The following is an 18,440-nucleotide window of genomic DNA, read 5'->3' on the forward strand; positions in this document are numbered from 1 at the left end:
TTCCCACTATCTCCTTATCCTGAGCTTACACCATCCTCAGTTCGCTATATAAGGTTTGAAAAGGTACTTATCCCTATCTTCGTTTTTCTTAATAAATATGTTGTTTAAAATTATATGTAATAATGAGAAAAACGTCAAGCTTACACTGTTTCTTCTTTTTTCAACAGTTCATCTACTTCGTCTTCTAACTCAATTAGTTTATCCCAATCATCGTTGTTTAACATTTCAAGCTGTGTTTCTAATAACATACGGAAACGAGTTCGGAATACTTTCGCTTGTTTCTTTAGCTCTTCAATATCAAAAGCAACTTTTCTTGATTTTACTAATGCTTCGTTAATAATACGATCAGCATTCTTTTCAGCTTCACGCACAATTAATTTCGCTTCTTTTTGCGCATTACGTTTTACTTCTTCCGCTGCTTCTTGCGCAACAACGATAGATTTGTTTAACGTATCTTCAATATTAGAGAAATGATCTAACTTCCCTTCTAACTGCGCAACTTTTTCTTCTAAAGCTTTTTTCTCACGAATGACCAATTCATAATCTTTGATAATTTGATCAAGAAACTCATTTACTTGATCTTCATCATAGCCACGGAATCCGCGACCAAATTCTTTGTTATGAATATCTAATGGTGTTAACGGCACAACGCCACCTCCAAGTAGTTATCTAAATTTCCTCTTTCAATTATATCTTTTCTTCGACAAAATAGGAGGATTTCCTTCTAAAAAACCAATCATTTTAGTATACCATACAAAATTCTCCATTTGTCGCGTTTTGTTCTACCTTCTACAGAAAATAATTTACTTCGGCCATATCCTCTAACAGAAAAAACGTCTCCTGGATAACATTCATAAGAAGTTTGCTCCACTGTTTTCCAATTGACTTTTACTAAACCATTTTTTATGAAAGGTTGTACTTTCTGTCTAGATAAATGTAACATTTCAGCTAACATAACATCTAAACGAAGTGAAGAAACCGTTCCAGATTTCTCCCCCCACGTTTCATGTATTTGTAGAATTTGTTCTCCTTGTACTGCTGATAAGGAGACTTTTACTTTTCCTATTGCTTGTAAGTTCATCTCAATGTACGATACGATTTCTTTCGCAACTACAATTTGGGCACGATTTTCTTGCAGCAAAATATCACCACATTTTTCTCTCGTTAAACCAAGAGACATAAATGTACCTAATATTTGCCTATGTTCTAGCGTATAAAACTTGGAAGGATAGTCAATTTCTAATACTTCTATTTGAAATTCTTCTTCATTTAATTCTAGATAGTCTGGATAAATGAGTGCTCTTTTACGCTCTGCATTAGGCGCTGCACCACCAAATTGCACAGCAACATCTCCTTGTCCAATTACCATAGAAACAATTTGTTGCTGTCTTGGATCAAGGAAATCTGTTAATTTCACTTGATGGTACTCCGCCGTTCGCTTCCACTCTAGCACTTTATCTACAAAGACCTCTTCATCAGGCCTAAAATGTTCGTAAATGCTCATGTATTTAACCTCTTACTATAAGAAATAGCTGAACAAACTGAACAAACCACTTTTAGCAAGTTTTAACGCAAAAATCGCAACGAGTGGAGAAATATCAATCATACCAAGCGGCGGAATAAATCTGCGGAATGGTTCTAAATACGGTTCACAAATTCGCGCCAAGAACTCTCCAAAAGATGATTCCTTTGCACCAGGAAACCATGATAGGAGAATGTAAATAATCAGTGCCCACGAGTAAATCTCGATAGCAGAACTTAACACCATTAAAACTGTTGTCATGGCGTATTACCACCTCTTTATATTTGTTTCTTCTTCTTCACCGAATAACTCTGAAATTGCACCAACAATATCAACATTTTCAGGTGTACACATAAATGTTTTCGGTCCTATTTTTTGAATGTCCCCGCCTATAGCGTATACAGTACCACTTAAAAAGTCAACGATACGTACCGCTTGATCAGTAGACATTCTCTGCAAATTAATTACAACAGCTCGTCTACCTTTTAAGTGGTCCGCAATCCCTTGTGCTTCCGAATATGTGCGTGGTTCTAATAAAACAACTTTTGAAGATTGCTTTGCTGTTTCAATACTCACAACATTTTGCTTCGGTTGCGCTTTCGGAAACGTAACATCTTGTTGTTCTGGTGGATCTTGCTGCTTTTTCATGTCTGTTTGCTCCTTTTCATAACCATATTGAGCTGCTTCTTTTTCTTCCGGTGTATCAAAAAAGAAGTATTTTACTTTTGACCAACTCATAATAAGATTCTCCTTCCTTTTACGCTTTTCCTACTAAAATCGTTCCCAAACGAATATATGTAGCCCCTTCTTCAATTGCAATCGTGTAATCGTTGGACATTCCCATTGATAATTCTTTACATGGCGCATGTAATAACTCTAGCTCCTGCACCTTTGTTTGCAACATACGTAATTCCTTAAAACAGCGTCTGATTTCTTCCTCTTCTTCTGTAAATGGAGCCATCGTCATTAGTCCAACCACTTCAATTTTATCGAATTCTTGCAAACTTTGAATAAAAGAAACAACCTCTTCTATTGCCAATCCTTGCTTCGATTCTTCAGATGAGGTTTTCACTTGAATAAAGCATTTCACTTTCTTATCAGCACGTTTCTGAATTTCTTTCGCCAGGGAAAGACGATCTAACGAATGTAAATAATCAATTTCATTAATGATTTCTTTTACTTTTCTCGTTTGTAATGAGCCAATAAAGTGCCAATTAACTTTTGAACCGAAATACTCATATTTCTGTAAGAAACCTTCATTTCTATTTTCACCTAAATCGATAATTCCAGTTTCAATTACTTCGTTTGTTTTTTCAATCCCTACAGTTTTTGTCACTGCAACAAGTTTAATATCTTGCAACGAACGTCCAGCTCGAACGCAAGATTCTTTAATAGCTTCGTTTACAATTACTAAATTTTCTTGTACTGTCACTTGCTTCCTTCCTCCTTAAAACCTATGAAACTCAACATTCTTCCTGTCTTACCTTGATCACGACGATGAGAGAAAAATAGTTGCTCTTCACAGCTTGTACAAAGAGATGACATTACAATATGCGCTTCTTTTATGCCTGCTTGTACACATAATATACGATTAATTTCTTTTAAATTAATTGCGTACTGCCCGTCAGAAATTTTTTGATGAGGAACAGCACCGTTAATTACTTTCTGTGCTGCTGTTAATACACGATCATCCACAACATAACAACAAGATCCAATCGACGGTCCAATTGCAACATGAATTTCATCACTTGAAATACCTTCTGCATTCCACTTTTGAATCATTTCCTTTGCAATCTCTTGTACAGTGCCTTTCCATCCAGCATGCGCAAGTCCTATCATACCATGTGATGGTGCATAAAAATAGAGCGGAACACAATCCGCGTAACAAGACGTTAACAGAACATCTTCATTACTCGTATAAATGCCATCTGTTTTTGAAATGCCGTCCTCATATGAATAAACGCCACTTCCTTTTTCCTGTTGCCCTACTTTTTCAACATGATGATCATGAACTTGTTCAGAGCAAATCCAGTTTTCTAATGGTTTTTGTAACTTATTTGCTAAAATGCGTCTGTTTTCATGAACGTTCTCCACGATATCATTCACATGTAATCCTAAATTCATCGCATGAAAGGAGCCCGTACTTATCCCACCATCTTTTGTCGTAAATCCAGCAGTAATGTTTCCAAGTTCTTTCCACGCTTGTAAATACAGTATACCGTCCACATATTTAAATGGTTCTCTCATAATAAAGCGGCTCCTTTTAATTAAAATAACAGAAAAAAGCATGGTACTTCCTGTCTATTTTACCATACTTTTATTTTTTCATAATCCTAACAGAAAAAAAAGAGGAATTTGTAATATTCTTTATGAAATTGTCGGTGTTTGTATTGATTCTGTTACAGTATTAACAGGATCTACTCTTACAAGTATGACATCCTCCCCAATTTTCACAATTTCCTTCCAAGGAATTACAATCTCAACATCTTTTCCAAAAATACCTAGCATACGTGTCTGTTTGGAAATAATAACAGAACAAATTTTCCCTGTGTTCATATCAATTTCAATATCTCCAATATTCCCAATCCTTTTTCCATCTGAAATATTTATAACATCCTTCATCTGTAACTCTGAAATTCGTATCACCATTTTTACCCTCTCCCTTATATGACGAATTGGAAGCTGTTCCTCATATTTACAGGAAGCCACCTATACGAAACACCATGCTAGTTTCATTATATGAACACTAATCCCCTACTATGAGCACAAACCATATTACATATAAAAAGGTCTCACCATAATTGGTGAGACCTTATCCTTGAATCGTCTTATTCATTTGTTTAATGGCTGACTTCTCTAAACGTGATACTTGCGCTTGGGAAATCCCAATTTCTTCTGCAACTTCCATCTGTGTCTTTCCTTGGAAGAAACGTTTTCTAATAATCATTTTCTCTCGATCATTTAAACGCTTCATTCCTTCTTTCAATGCTAGTTCTTCAACCCACTGCTCGTCCTTTTGTTTTTCATCACTTAACTGATCCATAACAAAGATAGGATCTCCTCCATCATTATAAATCGGTTCAAATAATGAAACTGGATCTTGAATCGCATCTAAAGCAAATACTATCTCTTCATGAGTTACTTCTAGCACTTTTGCAATATCCATTGCTGTTGGTTCTTTTGAATTTTCTGCAATTAACTTTTCTCTTACTTGCAAAGCTTTATACGCAATATCTCGCAATGAGCGCGATACGCGAATCGGATTATTATCACGCAAATATCTGCGTATCTCCCCAATAATCATCGGCACAGCATACGTTGAAAATTTTACATTTTGGCCTAAATCAAAATTATCAATTGATTTCATAAGTCCGATGCAACCAACTTGGAATAAATCGTCAACATATTCTCCTCTGTTATTAAATCTTTGGATGACGCTCAGTACAAGACGTAAGTTTCCATTCACTAATTTTTCTCTTGCGCTTATCTCTCCACTTTGCATTTCACGAAATAATTTACGCATCTCTTCATTTTTTAATACTGGAAGTTTAGCTGTATCAACACCGCAAATTTCTACTTTGTTTCTCGTCAAAGTGTTCCCTCCTATCGGGAGTTGCTGTACAGTGTAAAGTATTTCCTTTGAAGGGGATTTTATGCATATGGTTTTTTCACGATTTTTTATTTAAATTATCTTTCCTAATACAACTAAATAGAATAAGACCAGCCTACATAACGGCTGGTCTTATTCTTCACACCATTTTATTGAATTCTTTTCGTAATCTTTTTATAATTCTTTTTTCTAAACGCGAAATGTATGACTGTGAAATCCCAAGCATATCCGCCACATCTTTTTGCGTCTTTTCCTCTCCTCCAGCAAGCCCAAACCGAAGTTCCATAATTTGTTTTTCACGATCATTTAATTGGTGTAATGCTTTCATTAAAAGGTGACGATCTACAGTAGCTTCTAAATCTTTTGTAATAATATCATCATCTGTACCTAACACGTCAGACAACAACAGTTCATTCCCATCCCAATCAATGTTTAGCGGTTCATCAAAAGAAACTTCCGAACGATTTTTGTTATTCCGACGTAAATGCATTAAAATTTCATTTTCTATACAACGCGATGCATATGTTGCTAATTTTATTTTCTTTTCTGGATTAAATGTATTTACCGCTTTAATAAGGCCGATTGTTCCTATACTAATTAAATCTTCAATATTTATCCCTGTATTTTCAAACTTTCTTGCTATATATACAACGAGCCTTAAGTTACGTTCAATAAGTAATGACCTTGCTGCCTGATCTCCTTTTGGCAATTTATTCAAAAGAACTTCCTCTTCTTCTTTCGTTAACGGTGGTGGCAACGCTTCACTTCCACCAATATAATAAATTTCATCGGTCTTAATTCCTAATTTCAGCAATACTTTATACCAAAGGTATACTAAATAAAATTTTAATTTCATCATATTATCCCGCCTCTCATTATTAAGCGATCACCATTTTTTGTGAAATCAACATTTTTGGATGCACAATACATTGATACTCCCCATTAGTAGACAGCTGTTGTGTATTTAATCCAATTAATACTTTGTTTACAACAATAGAACTACCTTCATGATCAACTTGCACACTGTCAGGCTTAATTGCCCACAAAAATTGACTTTCTACTCCTATTGCACGGAAAGGAATTAAACGTAATTTTGTCGCCCAACCAGAATCATTTTCTGGTATTTGAGGAATTTCTGTTTTGGAATAAATTTGTTCTGTTAACCAAGATGGTAAGCAATGTTCTAATGATGAAACATGCATAATCATAACGGGTGTTTTTGTTAATGGGTCGTAAAGTTGGTTCCCACTGTCAATAAGACCTGCCAGTTCTAGTTCTTCTTCGGCTAATTGAATTTTCACTTTCACAATTTGGTCATAGTGTATTTTCGTGACCTCTACGCTTTCAATACGCTTTTTAGAAAAATAATAAATTACCGGAAAACCAAAAATAACAAATAACCAACTAATTGGATCGCCGTAAGAAATTGACTGAGATTGAACCAATCCATTTACCATTTCATTTGTTTGCAAAAAGAAATGAGTTCCAATTAATCCTCCGCCAACCATAAAGGTTACAAAATAAAAAGTAAAAACAGTTTGTGCATAATTTCTAAATGTTGTAAACCCAAATGCTGTATACACAATAAGTAACGAGTACAGTAGTTTCATAATTGGATGTGTCATCATAGAAGCAAAAGGAGTAAAGGCAAAAATAACAATAGTTGAACCTATAAATGCCCCTAACACAAGCCTCCATCTTTTGATCTTCTTTTTTAACACGGTAGCTGTTAATAAAAGCAAAAGAAAATCAATGCAGGCGTTTAACAACCAAACAACGTCGGCGTAAACAACCAAACAATTCACCTCTTTTTTCAAGTTGAGACTAGTATAATGCATATCCAATAGGAAAGTGTGTCAATTTGCGGAGGTGTTTTTTTGTTATTTTGTGATTTCTAGACATAATCTGTCGGTAAAAAATAAAAGTACAAATTCATAGAATGATATACTCTTATTTTCACCAACAAAATATATTGAAATATACGAAATAAAAAAAGACCTGCTTAGCAGGTCTTTTCCATTTAAAAAACAAAAAAGGAGCATGAAAGCTCCTTTTTTTATCGTCTACGACGGTTACGTAAAAATGCTGGAATATCGATATCATCTGAATCTGAATGACGCTCATGTACAACTGGCTCTTCACGCTTCATTTCACGTTTTACTTCACGGTGTTTTGAAGGTTGAGCTACTGGTTGTTGCTGTTGTTGCGTGTGGTTCGCATTCGGACGAATAATTGGTTTTGGTGGTTGAGTTGCAATGCTATCATCAAAACCAGTTGCAATTACAGTTACAACGATATCATCTTTTAATCCTTCGTTAATAACAGAACCGAAGATCATATTTACTTCTGGATCTGAAGCTGAAGCTACGATATCTGCCGCTTCTTGTACTTCATATAAGCTTAAGTTAGCGCCACCCGTAATGTTCATGATAACACCTTGAGCTCCATCAATAGATGTTTCTAGTAATGGACTAGAAATCGCTTTTTTCGCAGCTTCTGCAGCACGATTTTCCCCGTTACCAGAACCAATCCCCATTAAAGCAGAACCTCTATTAGACATAATTGTCTTTACGTCTGCAAAGTCTAAGTTAATTAAACCTGGCGTTGCAATTAAATCCGAAATACCTTGAACACCTTGACGTAATACGTTATCAGCTTCACGGAATGCTTCTAACATTGGCGTATTTTTATCAACAATCTCTAATAAGCGATCGTTTGGAATTACAATAAGAGTATCTACATTTTCTTTAAATGCTGCAATACCAGATGCTGCTTGCGTCGCACGCTTACGCCCTTCAAAAGTAAATGGACGTGTTACAACACCAACTGTTAAAGCACCTAATTCTTTTGCAACTTGAGCGACAACTGGAGCTGCACCAGTTCCAGTTCCACCGCCCATACCGGCAGTTACGAAGACCATATCCGCACCACGAAGTGCTTCTTGGATCTGTTCTTTACTTTCTTCTGCAGCTTTTTTCCCTACTTCAGGGTTTGCGCCTGCACCAAGTCCACGCGTTAATTTTCCACCAATTTGCATTTTCGTTTCAGCTTTTGATAGATTTAATGCTTGTGCATCAGTGTTCACAGCGATAAAGTCTACACCTTGTACACCGTGTTCAATCATACGGTTTACAGCATTGTTTCCGCCACCGCCGACACCGATAACTTTTATATTCGCTAATTGATCTTGAGTAGTATCAAACTCTAACATGTCGAAATCCCCCTAGAACCTCATTTTTCGTGTCCAATTTTAATCCCATAAATAACGGAATACACGTTTTACTTTTGACATCATGCGGTCATCATTTTGATTATTATTGTTTTGATTACGAGTTTTTTGTTTTGCAGGTTGCTGTTGTACCGGCGTTGGTGCTGGTGCTGGTACTGGTTCAAAATGCTCTTGCTTTTCCTGCACATTTTTCCCACGTAATTTAGCTTTTTGATAAGAATGTTTAATTAATCCAACTCCACTTGTATATTGGGGCTCACGCACACCAATATAATCAGGAGTTGCTACACGAACATTTTCATGTAAAATATCATATGCAAGGTCAAGAACACCTGGCATAGAAGCAATTCCACCAGTTAGTACATAACCAGAAGCCACTTGCTTTACTCCTAACTTACGCACTTCATCTTGAACAAACATTAAAATTTCCTCTACACGAGCCTCTATTATATCCGATAATTCCAACTGAGAATATTGTTCTGTTTGATCACTTCCCATAATAGGAACCGTAAACATCTCTTCTTCAGATGCTGTATCATAAAAAGCATGTCCATATTTCAACTTAATTTGATCTGCATTTTCTGTTGAAGTTTTCAACCCAATCGCAATATCCTTCGTTATATGGTCTCCACCTAATGGTAATACGCTCGTCGCTTGTAACTCTCCATCTTTAAAAATAGATAAAGTTGTAGATCCTCCCCCCATATCAACAAGGGCTACTCCTCTATTTTTTTCATCTGAAGATATAGCAACTGTTGCAGCCGCTAAAGGTTGAAGACAAATATCAACAATTTCAAGACCTGCTTTTTCTACACAACGAAGTAGGTTATGTAGTAAAGTTCTCGAGCCTGTAATAAGTGTACCTTCCATTTCTAATCTTACACCGATCATCCCGCGTGGATCGTTAATCTCGTCAAGACCGTCTACGATGAACTGTCGAGGTACCACATCAATAAACTCACGTTCTGGAGCAATTGACACAACTTGTGCTGCATCTAGAACGCGTAAGACATCTTCATTCCCGATTTCACGATCTTCATTTGAAACAGCGACTACTCCGTGACAAGGAAGTAGCTGTACCTGGTTTGCATTGACACCTACTACAACTTGCTCAATGTGGATTCCCACCATGCGCTCAGCTTGTTCAATTGCTTTTTTAATTGATCGAACAGTCTCGTCTATATCAACTATCGATCCCTTCTTTAAACCATTTGATTTTACATTTCCAACACCAATAATGTTTAAGCTGTCATTAACCATTTCACCAATGATGACTTTAACATTGGATGTACCGATGTCAAGACTAACATATATTTCATTGCTGTTCATTCTTTGGCACCTCCTTCTTTATTTATACCATACAACTCAATATATGGAACAACAATCGCAACTTTACTATTTATAAGAAAAATATTCAACGTCTTTATACGTTTCCCTTTTTTAACCCTATATTTTTCTTATTTTTATTTAGCATTCAATTAAGAATATCGCAGTAAACTATGAATAACTGCTTATCTTGAAATAATTCTATTTCGAGTGTAAAGTTTACCGCCAAGTATAAGTCTACACTAAGATGTACTCATAGAAAAGTGAAACTTGTACCAATACTAGTATGAATCTAAGAATTTTTACATATTTTTCATCAAATGAACCATTCTTCTAAATTCGTATACATATAACAGAACATTTGTTTCGTTTTTTCTGCTATAATCAACGAAAACTACCATTCTATTCTTTTTTTTCTTCCGCACCTAATTCTTTCGTATATGCACCTACTTCTAAGTCAATTAATACCTTCTTACCTGGCTCAATTGTTTTTAAAATAAGCGGATAGGCTTCCATACGTTTTGCAAAATTTTGAATCGTAGTGCTCACTTCATAACCTTCATTCATATATAAAGTAAGATGATCTTCATTCGCATTCGTTGGTGAATAGCGAATCTCCGAAATAGATTTTAAAATAGCTGGTGTTAATTTTTCTAGTTCAGCGATTAACTCCTTCATTTTCTCTTCTTTAAAAGGTTCGAAAATCGGTGCTGCAACAGGAAGTTTTCCATTAGGTAGTACATCAAGCGTTTTTCCATTTTCTAATAACGGTTGTAATTTTCCCTCTTTATTTATATAACCAATCGTTAAATATTCTTCGATATGAATATCAATCTTGTTTGGAAAACGTTTTTTTACATTTACTGCTTTAATTTCTTTTCGCTTCGTTAAGTTTTCTTCAGCTTTATGTGCTGTCACTCGGAAATAACTTGTATCATATGTCACGCCTGAATCCTTCATTACTTGCTCATCCGTCATATAGTGATTTCCAAACACACTAATCTTTTTTATATTACTAAGCGGAGACCGAAAATAAATTAAAAAGAGCACTAATAAAAATAAAATTGATATGTATAAAATCAATCGATGATTAACATTTTTTTTGTTTTTTTTCTTTTGATTTTTCAATTTTGGTACACGATCTTGTAGTTTAATCACTTTACTATTATTCATGTACGATCCCCCTATGTAACATAAAGAACGGCATGTTCCTCATGCCGTTCTTATCTTCTTATTATAACATAAATGATAATGAGCGGAACGAATAACCGTTATCTTCCAATGATTTCTACTTCTGTATGCATATCTACATCAAATTTATCCTTAATTGTATGTTTTATTAATTCAATTAAGGACAATACATCTTGCGCTGAAGCTCCCCCGGTATTAACAATAAAATTGCCATGCATTTCAGAAATTTGAGCTCCACCAATCCTATAACCACGAAGCCCTGCTTTTTCTACTAAATCTCCTGCAAAATGTGGGATTGGATTCCGAAATACACTTCCTGCACACGGGTGATTCCATGGTTGCGTTTCACGGCGGTAATCTTTATTATTTTGCATGCTACGTACAATTTCTTCACGTTTTCCCGCCTGTAATTGAAACTCCGCCTCTAAAACAATACCAGGACGTTTCGTTTGCAATACAGATGCCCGATAAGAAAACTCCAGTTCTTTATTCATTAACCAGTCAATTGTACCGTCTTCAAACAGAATGAGAGCCTTCGATAATACACTCGATATATCCGATTTATGTGCACCTGCATTCATATATACTGCACCACCGACACTTCCAGGAATACCGCTTGCAAACTCCAATCCAGCTAACCCTTGACGACTAAGTAAAGTTGACAATTTAATAAGAGGATATCCACTACCAACTCTTACCTTATGTTTTTCGACCTCTAAGTGATCTAATCCTTCTCCTAAACGAATAACAACACCTTCTATGCCTTGATCAGATACAAGAAGGTTTGAACCGCGCCCAATTACAGTCCACTTCGTTTTGTATTGCTTTACTAACTGTAATGTTTTTTCAATACCGGCTACATGCTTTGGCACAATTAAAATATCCGCTGGTCCACCTATTTTCATAGTTGTATAACGTGCTAACAACTCGTTAACTAAAACACGACCAACGTCTGCTTCTATAAGCTCATTTACTAATTGTTCCATAGACAATCTCCCCCATATTAAGTCTCCTTATGACAATAATATGCAGGGCGTTCACCTAACGTTATCCCTCTATTTACGGGCAGTACAGCTCCTAAATCAAAATTAGGCGATAACAAAGAAATTAGGCGGAATCGGGATGCCAGTAAACATCCGATTAGTGAAAGGTAATAATCAACGAGAAAGAATCACTCCCCACTGATTAAAGCCTCACTTTATTTTTTTACAAGCTTATTCATTACTTCATACAGCTTATTTGCTGCATCTGGAATACCTAGTTGCTTAGCAGCTAGCTTCATATTTTGTAATGTTTGTGCATCCAATAAAATCTCATCAATATCACGAATAAGCGTTTCAGCTGTTAAATCTTTTTCAAGTAACATTTTTGCCGCTCCTTTATCAACAACTGAACGTGCATTCTTTTCCTGATGATTATTTGTTACGTACGGACTCGGTATTAACACACTTGGTTTTCCTAACGCTGTTAATTCTGCAAGTGTTGTTGCCCCAGCCCTTGAAACAACAAGGTCTACACCAGTTAGTACCTCTGGCATATTATGAATGAACGGCTTAATAATAACATTGTTCGGGTTCCCTTTTTGCTTCACGGCTTCCATCACTTTGTCATAATGTACTTCACCTGTTACATATAGTATTTCGTAGCTTTTGTTCCCAAACTGTTCAATTGCTTCAACGAAGGCATCGTTAATCGGTCTAGCTCCACGACTTCCACCAAATATAAGTACAGACTTTTTAGGAAGAGAAAGCCCAACTGAACGTTTCCCTTTCATTCCATTTTGATCCATTACCTCTGATGCTCGCGGATTACCTGTCATTACCACTTTTGACTCTGGAAAATGCTCTGTAGCTGCTTCAAAACAAACAGCAACTTTATCAACATAACGACTTAAAAATTTGTTCGTTACACCTGGTACACTATTTTGTTCATGTACAATAGTTGGAATACCTAATTTGGCTGCAGCGTATACAACTGGTCCACATACATATCCACCCGTTCCAATTACGATATCCGGATTAAAACGACGAATATATCGTTTACTATCCTGTACACCTTTTAGAAAACGCATTACTGTTTTCACATTATCTAATGATATTTTTCGTTTAAATCCACTTATAACAATAGATTGAAATGGTATACCTGCTTTTGGAACGATTGTACTCTCTAGTCCATTTTCCGTACCAATATATAAAAATCTTGCTTCTGGATTTAACTTTTTTATTTCTCTAATTAAAGCAAGAGCTGGATAAATATGACCACCAGTACCCCCACCACTCACTAATACACGCACTACTAACTCCTCCGCTTCTCTTTTCTTATTTCCATTATATGTATTTCTATATACATATTGCATTTTTACACACATACGAAAAACCCTGTCTTATAAACAGGGTTTAGTAGCGAGAATGGCGACTTATATTTAATAATACACCTACTGCCATTAACATTAATGTCAAACTTGATCCACCATAACTTAAAAACGGCAAGGTAATACCCGTAACAGGCATCAGTCCTGTTACAACACCAACATTAATCATTACTTGAATCGCAATCATCGCCACAATACCTACTGCTAAAAACGTACCATATAAATCTGGCGCTCCTAATGCGATACGAATCCCGCGCCATAATAATAGACTAAATAATAATAACACAAATGAACCACCAATAAAACCTAATTCCTCGGATAAGATCGCAAATATAAAGTCAGTTTGTGGTTCAGGTAAATAAAGAAATTTTTGTCTACTTTGTCCAAGTCCAAGCCCAAATAATCCACCAGGTCCAATTGCGAGTAATGATTGGATAATTTGAAATCCACTTCCAAGCGGATCTGACCACGGATCTAAATATGATGTAATGCGTTTCATTCGATACGGTGCTGATGCAATTAACCCTACAAATCCTGCTACCCCAATCAAACCAAACATTGCAAAGTGAAAGACCCTCGCTCCCGAAATAAATATCATAATGATACATGTCCCAACCATTACCGTTCCTGTCCCAAGGTCTGGCTGTAACATAATCATCCCAAAAGCAAGAAACACAAAACTAAGAGCCGGTAATAAACCACGTTTAAAAGATGTAATCAATTTTTGCCGTTCCGCTAAAAACTTTGCCAAGAAAATAATCATCGCAAACTTCATAAATTCTGACGGTTGAATCGAAAATGCTCCGATCCCAATCCAACTTCGTGCTCCTCCTCGAACAAGACCTACTCCAGGAATAAGAACGAGAATAAGAAGAATGAAGCAAACTAGCAAAATTACTTTTGAATACGTACGCCACACCCAATAATCAATTTTCATAATAAAAAACATAGCTACTACACCAAGACCCGCAAACAGTAATTGTCTTTTTGCAAAAAAGAATGAGTCCCCCATTTTATAAGAGGCCCAAACTGCACTCGCACTATAAACCATAATCATTCCGATTGTCAACAATGAAAGTGTTACGATGATGAGCATAAAATCAGGCGTTTTCTTCATTACCCACAAACACCACCTCTTTAGGCAGAACCTTTTGCCCTATGTAACAAAACATCAGTAGGTGTTAGCCTACTGATGTTTTGATTTACTTTATATAAGTTTATGCACAGCTTGTATAAAAATGTCTCCTCTTTCTTCAAATGTTTTAAATTGATCCCAGCTTGCACACGCTGGAGAAAGAAGAACAACATCACCTTCTTTAGAATGAGCATAAGCTTTCACCACTGCTTCATCTAAAGTATCGACACTTTCAATTATATCTAATCCCGCTTTTTCTGCCGCTCTTACTAGTTTGGGAGCTGTTTGTCCAAATGTTACAATCGCTTTTACATTTTTGAAATACGGAATTAAATCATCGAATTCATTTCCGCGGTCAAGCCCACCTGCTAGTAACACAATCGGTTGTGTAAATGCAGATAGTGCTTTCTCAGTCGCTAACATATTCGTTGCTTTTGAGTCATTATAAAACTTACGGTTGTTAATCGTTGTTACATATTCTAAACGATGTTTTACACCCGTAAAACGTTTTAACACGACCGTAATTGCTTCATTAGAAGTACCTAATAATTTCGCAATACTCATCGCAGCTAAAATATTTTCTAGATTATGTTGACCAGGTAAAACGATATCGCTTACTTCAACAACTTTTTCACCTTTGAAATAAAGAGCGTTATCTTTTATACACGCGCCATCTTCAATTTCTTTCGTTGTCGAAAACAAGATTTTTTGACCTTTAGTATCCGCAGATAAAGCCATCACATCTGCATCATCCGCGTTTATTACACTATAATCGTTTTCTGTTTGGTTTTTAAAAACATTTGCTTTTGCTAAACCATATTCCTTCTTCGTCCCATGATAATCTAAGTGGGCTTCAAATAAGTTTAAGAACGCTGCAATTTTAGGTTGGAACGATTCTACTCCCATCAATTGGAACGATGAAAGTTCTGTAACTACAACTTCATTTTCTTTTGCATCCTGTGCTACTTCACAAGCTACAGTTCCTATATTCCCTGCAATAACAGGATGCTTTTGTCCTTCTTTTAACATTTCAAATGTCAGCATTGTTGTCGTCGTTTTACCATTAGATCCTGTAATTCCAACAAATGGCGCTTTTGAAATACGATATGCTAACTCAACTTCCGTAACAATTGGAATTTGCTTTTCTTTCGCAGCAACTAATATTGGATTAGAATACGGGATTCCTGGATTTTTAACGACAAGAGAAATATTTCTCTCTAATAATTCTAAAGGATGGCCACCGCATACAACGTCCATTCCTTTTGCTTGTAATTCTGCAGCAAGTACATTGTCTGCTAAAGGCTTTCCGTCATTTACAATGACATTCGCCCCTAACTTTTGTAACAATGTAGCTGCTGCATAACCACTTTTTGCAATGCCTAATACAAGAATATTCTTATTTTGAAATTCAGTTACAGTTTTCAATTACATCCACACCCCGATATAAATTCCTAACACAGCTAATAAAAATCCTGCAGACCAAAACGTCACAACAACACGCCACTCTGACCAACCACATAATTCATAATGATGGTGTAATGGACTCATTTTAAAGACACGTTTTCCTGTTGTTTTAAATGAAATGACCTGAATAATAACCGATAAAGTTTCCATTACGAATACTCCGCCAATAATTACAAGTAGCAATTCTTGTTTTAATAAAATCGCTACAGCTGCAATGGCTCCACCTAAAGCTAATGAACCTGTATCTCCCATAAACACTTTTGCTGGATTCGCATTGAATACTAAAAATCCAAGTACAGCTCCTACCACTGCCATACAGAATATCGCTACTCCAAATTGCTCTTGTGCCACAGCAATAATACTAAATGCTCCAAATGCAATAGCAGCTGTTCCTGATAATAAACCATCTAAACCGTCAGTTAAGTTAACTGCATTTGATCCACCAATAAGCATAAATAGTACAAGTACAAAATACGCCCAACCTAATTCAAACTTAACATCCGTTCCCGGAATCATGATGTATGTGTGGAACGCTTGCCCTTTTCCAATTAAAAAGAATGCAATAGCAATAACAAGCTGCCCTACTAATTTTTGTTTTGATGTTAAACCAAGATTTCTCTTCTTAACTACCTTTATGTAGTCATCTAAAAATCCGATCAATCCGTAACCAAATGTCACTAATAATAATAACGAAACTTCTGCACCTAAATAATTAAACTTAATCGCCATAATAAGTGAAGTTACCATCATAGATACGTATATGACGATACCACCCATTGTCGGTGTCCCTGATTTTTTTTGATGTGACTTTGGTCCCTCATCACGAATACTCTGTCCGAACTTTAATTTTCTTAAAAATGGAATAAACAATGGCGAAAGGGCAACAGAAATTAAGAATGCTACCCCAGCCGTTACTAATAAACCTTGCTCAAGCACATGTAGTCCTCCTCTCACGTTGTTACTCTCCGTTGTTTAAACGCCCTGTAATTGCTTCTTTCGCAACTTCTCGATCATCAAAATGATGAACTTCTTTACCAATAATTTGATACGTTTCATGACCCTTACCAGCAATAATAATGACATCATCTGCTTTCACTTTAGTGATTGCATGGTGTATCGCTTCTTTTCTATCAATAATCACTTCATAATTATTTCCACTTGCACCATGTACCATATCATCTAAAATAGCCGCTGGATCTTCACTTCTTGGATTATCTGATGTGTAAATTGCATGAGTTGCATATTTTGTTGCAACACTTGCCATTATCGGTCTCTTCGTTCGGTCCCTATCGCCGCCACAACCAACGATACAATACACATCACCTTTTGCAAATTGTTTTGCAGTTTTTAATACATTTTCTAAACTATCCGGCGTATGTGCGTAATCAACAATAACTGTATAACTTTGTCCTCCATCAACAACTTCAAAACGCCCTGGAACCCCAGCTAGTTCCTTTATAACAGCAATGATTGTTTCTAATTTCACACCCGAAACAAGCCCTGCTGCTGTTGCTGCAAGTACGTTATATACATTAAATTTACCTATTAATTTCATCGTAACATTTACACTTTCATACGGTGTGACAAGGGTAAATGTAGTCCCGCCACTCGTCATAACGATATTTTTTGCCATAATGTCACTTGTTGTATCAATACCATATGTTACAACTGTTGCTGCAGTACTTCTCATATACTCTTCTGTTACATTATCATCGCTATTCAGCACAGCGTACTTTTCACGATTATGATTATAACTATTGCCAAGCTGTGCAAATAGTAACCCTTTTGCATGTTTATATTCTTCCATCGTTTTATGATAGTCTAAATGATCTTGTGTTAAATTCGTAAACACCGCTACATCGTAATCACATCCGTGTACACGACCAAGATCTAACGCATGTGACGAAACTTCCATTACCGTGCTGTCCACACCTTGTTCAACCATTTTTGAAAACGTCTGTTGAAGTGTTAGTGCATCTGGTGTTGTATTTTTCACCTCAAATGTTTCATCACCGATTTTCATATTAATCGTTCCAATTAGCCCTGTTTTATGACCATGTGCTCGCATAATCTCATCCATAATATGCGATGTTGTTGTCTTTCCATTTGTACCTGTAATTCCAATTAAATGTAACTTGTGTGTCGGTTGACCATAAAAATAATCAGCTAAAACCGCTAACGAACGAAAAGTATTTTTCACAAGTACAACTGGAACGTCAACATCAATTGGTCTTTCCGCAACAATAGCAGCCGCTCCTTGTGCCGCTGCTTGCTTAGCAAAATCATGGCTATCAACCGTATATCCTTTCATACATACAAATAAGCTTCCCTCTTTCACTTTACGTGAATCAGCTTCTATAGATGTGATTTCTGGATTTTCTTTTGGAACAACTGGAAAATCATGCAAACATGATAAAAGTGTATGCAACTTCATTTCACTAAACCCTCTCTACATTGTTTATTTATCTTTTTTTCAGTAAGCAACACATTACCTCCTATATAAGGAGGTAAGTGCTACTGGCCTATTTATGACTGAGACACTTATTGTCTCAAGTTAAGTAACTGTTCTATAAAGAACTCACTTCCACCAAT

At 36.1% G+C, this 18,440-nt stretch carries 19 protein-coding genes and 1 other annotated feature (1 of these 20 only partly in view); all 19 genes read right to left on the bottom strand.

Features of this window, described 5'->3' with window-relative positions; all coding sequences use genetic code 11:
* Positions 1 to 89 (bottom strand) — a binding site (T-box leader); it reaches 135 nt to the left of the window's first position.
* Between the two features lie 51 nt (positions 90 to 140).
* The gene (divIVA, locus tag ACTJJY_RS09505) at positions 141 to 647 is read right to left on the bottom strand and encodes a septum site-determining protein DivIVA (RefSeq protein WP_001131611.1); all 507 of its coding nucleotides are present in this window, start codon (positions 645 to 647) and stop codon (positions 141 to 143) included.
* Between the two features lie 89 nt (positions 648 to 736).
* Positions 737 to 1,504: an RNA-binding protein gene (locus tag ACTJJY_RS09510; RefSeq protein WP_440605422.1), complete on the bottom strand. Its 768-nt coding sequence runs from the start codon at positions 1,502 to 1,504 to the stop codon at positions 737 to 739.
* Positions 1,505 to 1,519: 15 nt separating this feature from the next.
* Positions 1,520 to 1,783: a YggT family protein gene (locus tag ACTJJY_RS09515; protein WP_000214324.1), complete on the bottom strand. Its 264-nt coding sequence runs from the start codon at positions 1,781 to 1,783 to the stop codon at positions 1,520 to 1,522.
* Between the two features lie 6 nt (positions 1,784 to 1,789).
* Positions 1,790 to 2,260, bottom strand: coding sequence for a cell division protein SepF (locus ACTJJY_RS09520; protein WP_000119129.1), 471 nt, complete (start codon positions 2,258 to 2,260; stop codon positions 1,790 to 1,792).
* A gap of 19 nt (positions 2,261 to 2,279) precedes the next feature.
* A complete protein-coding gene (locus tag ACTJJY_RS09525) occupies positions 2,280 to 2,954 on the bottom strand; it encodes a YggS family pyridoxal phosphate-dependent enzyme (protein ID WP_440605423.1) in 675 nt (224 codons plus the stop codon).
* A complete protein-coding gene (gene pgeF / locus ACTJJY_RS09530; RefSeq protein ID WP_153591976.1) occupies positions 2,951 to 3,769 on the bottom strand; it encodes a peptidoglycan editing factor PgeF in 819 nt (272 codons plus the stop codon). The genes ACTJJY_RS09525 and pgeF overlap by 4 nt, the downstream gene beginning before the upstream one ends.
* A gap of 120 nt (positions 3,770 to 3,889) precedes the next feature.
* Positions 3,890 to 4,171, bottom strand: a complete 282-nt coding sequence (locus ACTJJY_RS09535; protein ID WP_097987615.1) for a YlmC/YmxH family sporulation protein — start codon at positions 4,169 to 4,171, stop codon at positions 3,890 to 3,892.
* 163 nt (positions 4,172 to 4,334) lie between these two features.
* The gene (sigG, locus tag ACTJJY_RS09540) at positions 4,335 to 5,114 is read right to left on the bottom strand and encodes an RNA polymerase sporulation sigma factor SigG (protein ID WP_000197755.1); all 780 of its coding nucleotides are present in this window, start codon (positions 5,112 to 5,114) and stop codon (positions 4,335 to 4,337) included.
* A gap of 157 nt (positions 5,115 to 5,271) precedes the next feature.
* Positions 5,272 to 5,991, bottom strand: a complete 720-nt coding sequence (sigE, locus tag ACTJJY_RS09545; RefSeq protein ID WP_000976948.1) for an RNA polymerase sporulation sigma factor SigE — start codon at positions 5,989 to 5,991, stop codon at positions 5,272 to 5,274.
* 19 nt (positions 5,992 to 6,010) lie between these two features.
* Positions 6,011 to 6,928, bottom strand: coding sequence for a sigma-E processing peptidase SpoIIGA (gene spoIIGA, locus ACTJJY_RS09550; protein ID WP_440605424.1), 918 nt, complete (start codon positions 6,926 to 6,928; stop codon positions 6,011 to 6,013).
* Positions 6,929 to 7,188: 260 nt separating this feature from the next.
* Positions 7,189 to 8,343, bottom strand: coding sequence for a cell division protein FtsZ (gene ftsZ, locus ACTJJY_RS09555; protein WP_440605425.1), 1,155 nt, complete (start codon positions 8,341 to 8,343; stop codon positions 7,189 to 7,191).
* 39 nt (positions 8,344 to 8,382) lie between these two features.
* Positions 8,383 to 9,690: a cell division protein FtsA gene (ftsA, locus tag ACTJJY_RS09560; protein ID WP_001087557.1), complete on the bottom strand. Its 1,308-nt coding sequence runs from the start codon at positions 9,688 to 9,690 to the stop codon at positions 8,383 to 8,385.
* A gap of 399 nt (positions 9,691 to 10,089) precedes the next feature.
* Positions 10,090 to 10,860 (bottom strand): cell division protein DivIB, encoded by a 771-nt coding sequence (divIB, locus tag ACTJJY_RS09565; protein WP_001065789.1) that lies wholly within the window; start codon positions 10,858 to 10,860, stop codon positions 10,090 to 10,092.
* A gap of 98 nt (positions 10,861 to 10,958) precedes the next feature.
* A complete protein-coding gene (murB, locus tag ACTJJY_RS09570; RefSeq protein ID WP_023522862.1) occupies positions 10,959 to 11,864 on the bottom strand; it encodes a UDP-N-acetylmuramate dehydrogenase in 906 nt (301 codons plus the stop codon).
* A gap of 212 nt (positions 11,865 to 12,076) precedes the next feature.
* Positions 12,077 to 13,171 (bottom strand): undecaprenyldiphospho-muramoylpentapeptide beta-N-acetylglucosaminyltransferase, encoded by a 1,095-nt coding sequence (gene murG, locus ACTJJY_RS09575; RefSeq protein ID WP_024927913.1) that lies wholly within the window; start codon positions 13,169 to 13,171, stop codon positions 12,077 to 12,079.
* A gap of 103 nt (positions 13,172 to 13,274) precedes the next feature.
* On the bottom strand, positions 13,275 to 14,366 hold the full coding sequence (spoVE, locus tag ACTJJY_RS09580; RefSeq protein ID WP_000753524.1) for a stage V sporulation protein E: 1,092 nt from the start codon (positions 14,364 to 14,366) through the stop codon (positions 13,275 to 13,277).
* A 90-nt stretch (positions 14,367 to 14,456) separates the two neighbouring features.
* On the bottom strand, positions 14,457 to 15,809 hold the full coding sequence (murD, locus tag ACTJJY_RS09585; protein ID WP_000860103.1) for a UDP-N-acetylmuramoyl-L-alanine--D-glutamate ligase: 1,353 nt from the start codon (positions 15,807 to 15,809) through the stop codon (positions 14,457 to 14,459).
* Positions 15,810 to 16,784 (bottom strand): phospho-N-acetylmuramoyl-pentapeptide-transferase, encoded by a 975-nt coding sequence (mraY, locus tag ACTJJY_RS09590; RefSeq protein ID WP_000893060.1) that lies wholly within the window; start codon positions 16,782 to 16,784, stop codon positions 15,810 to 15,812.
* Between the two features lie 22 nt (positions 16,785 to 16,806).
* Entirely contained in the window at positions 16,807 to 18,282 is a 1,476-nt protein-coding gene (murE, locus tag ACTJJY_RS09595; RefSeq protein ID WP_440605426.1) for a UDP-N-acetylmuramoyl-L-alanyl-D-glutamate--2,6-diaminopimelate ligase, read from the bottom strand.
* Between the last annotated feature and the right edge of the window lie 158 nt (positions 18,283 to 18,440).

The organism is Bacillus sp. 22475 (assembly GCF_052044835.1).
Lineage (GTDB): Bacteria > Bacillota > Bacilli > Bacillales > Bacillaceae_G > Bacillus_A > Bacillus_A cereus.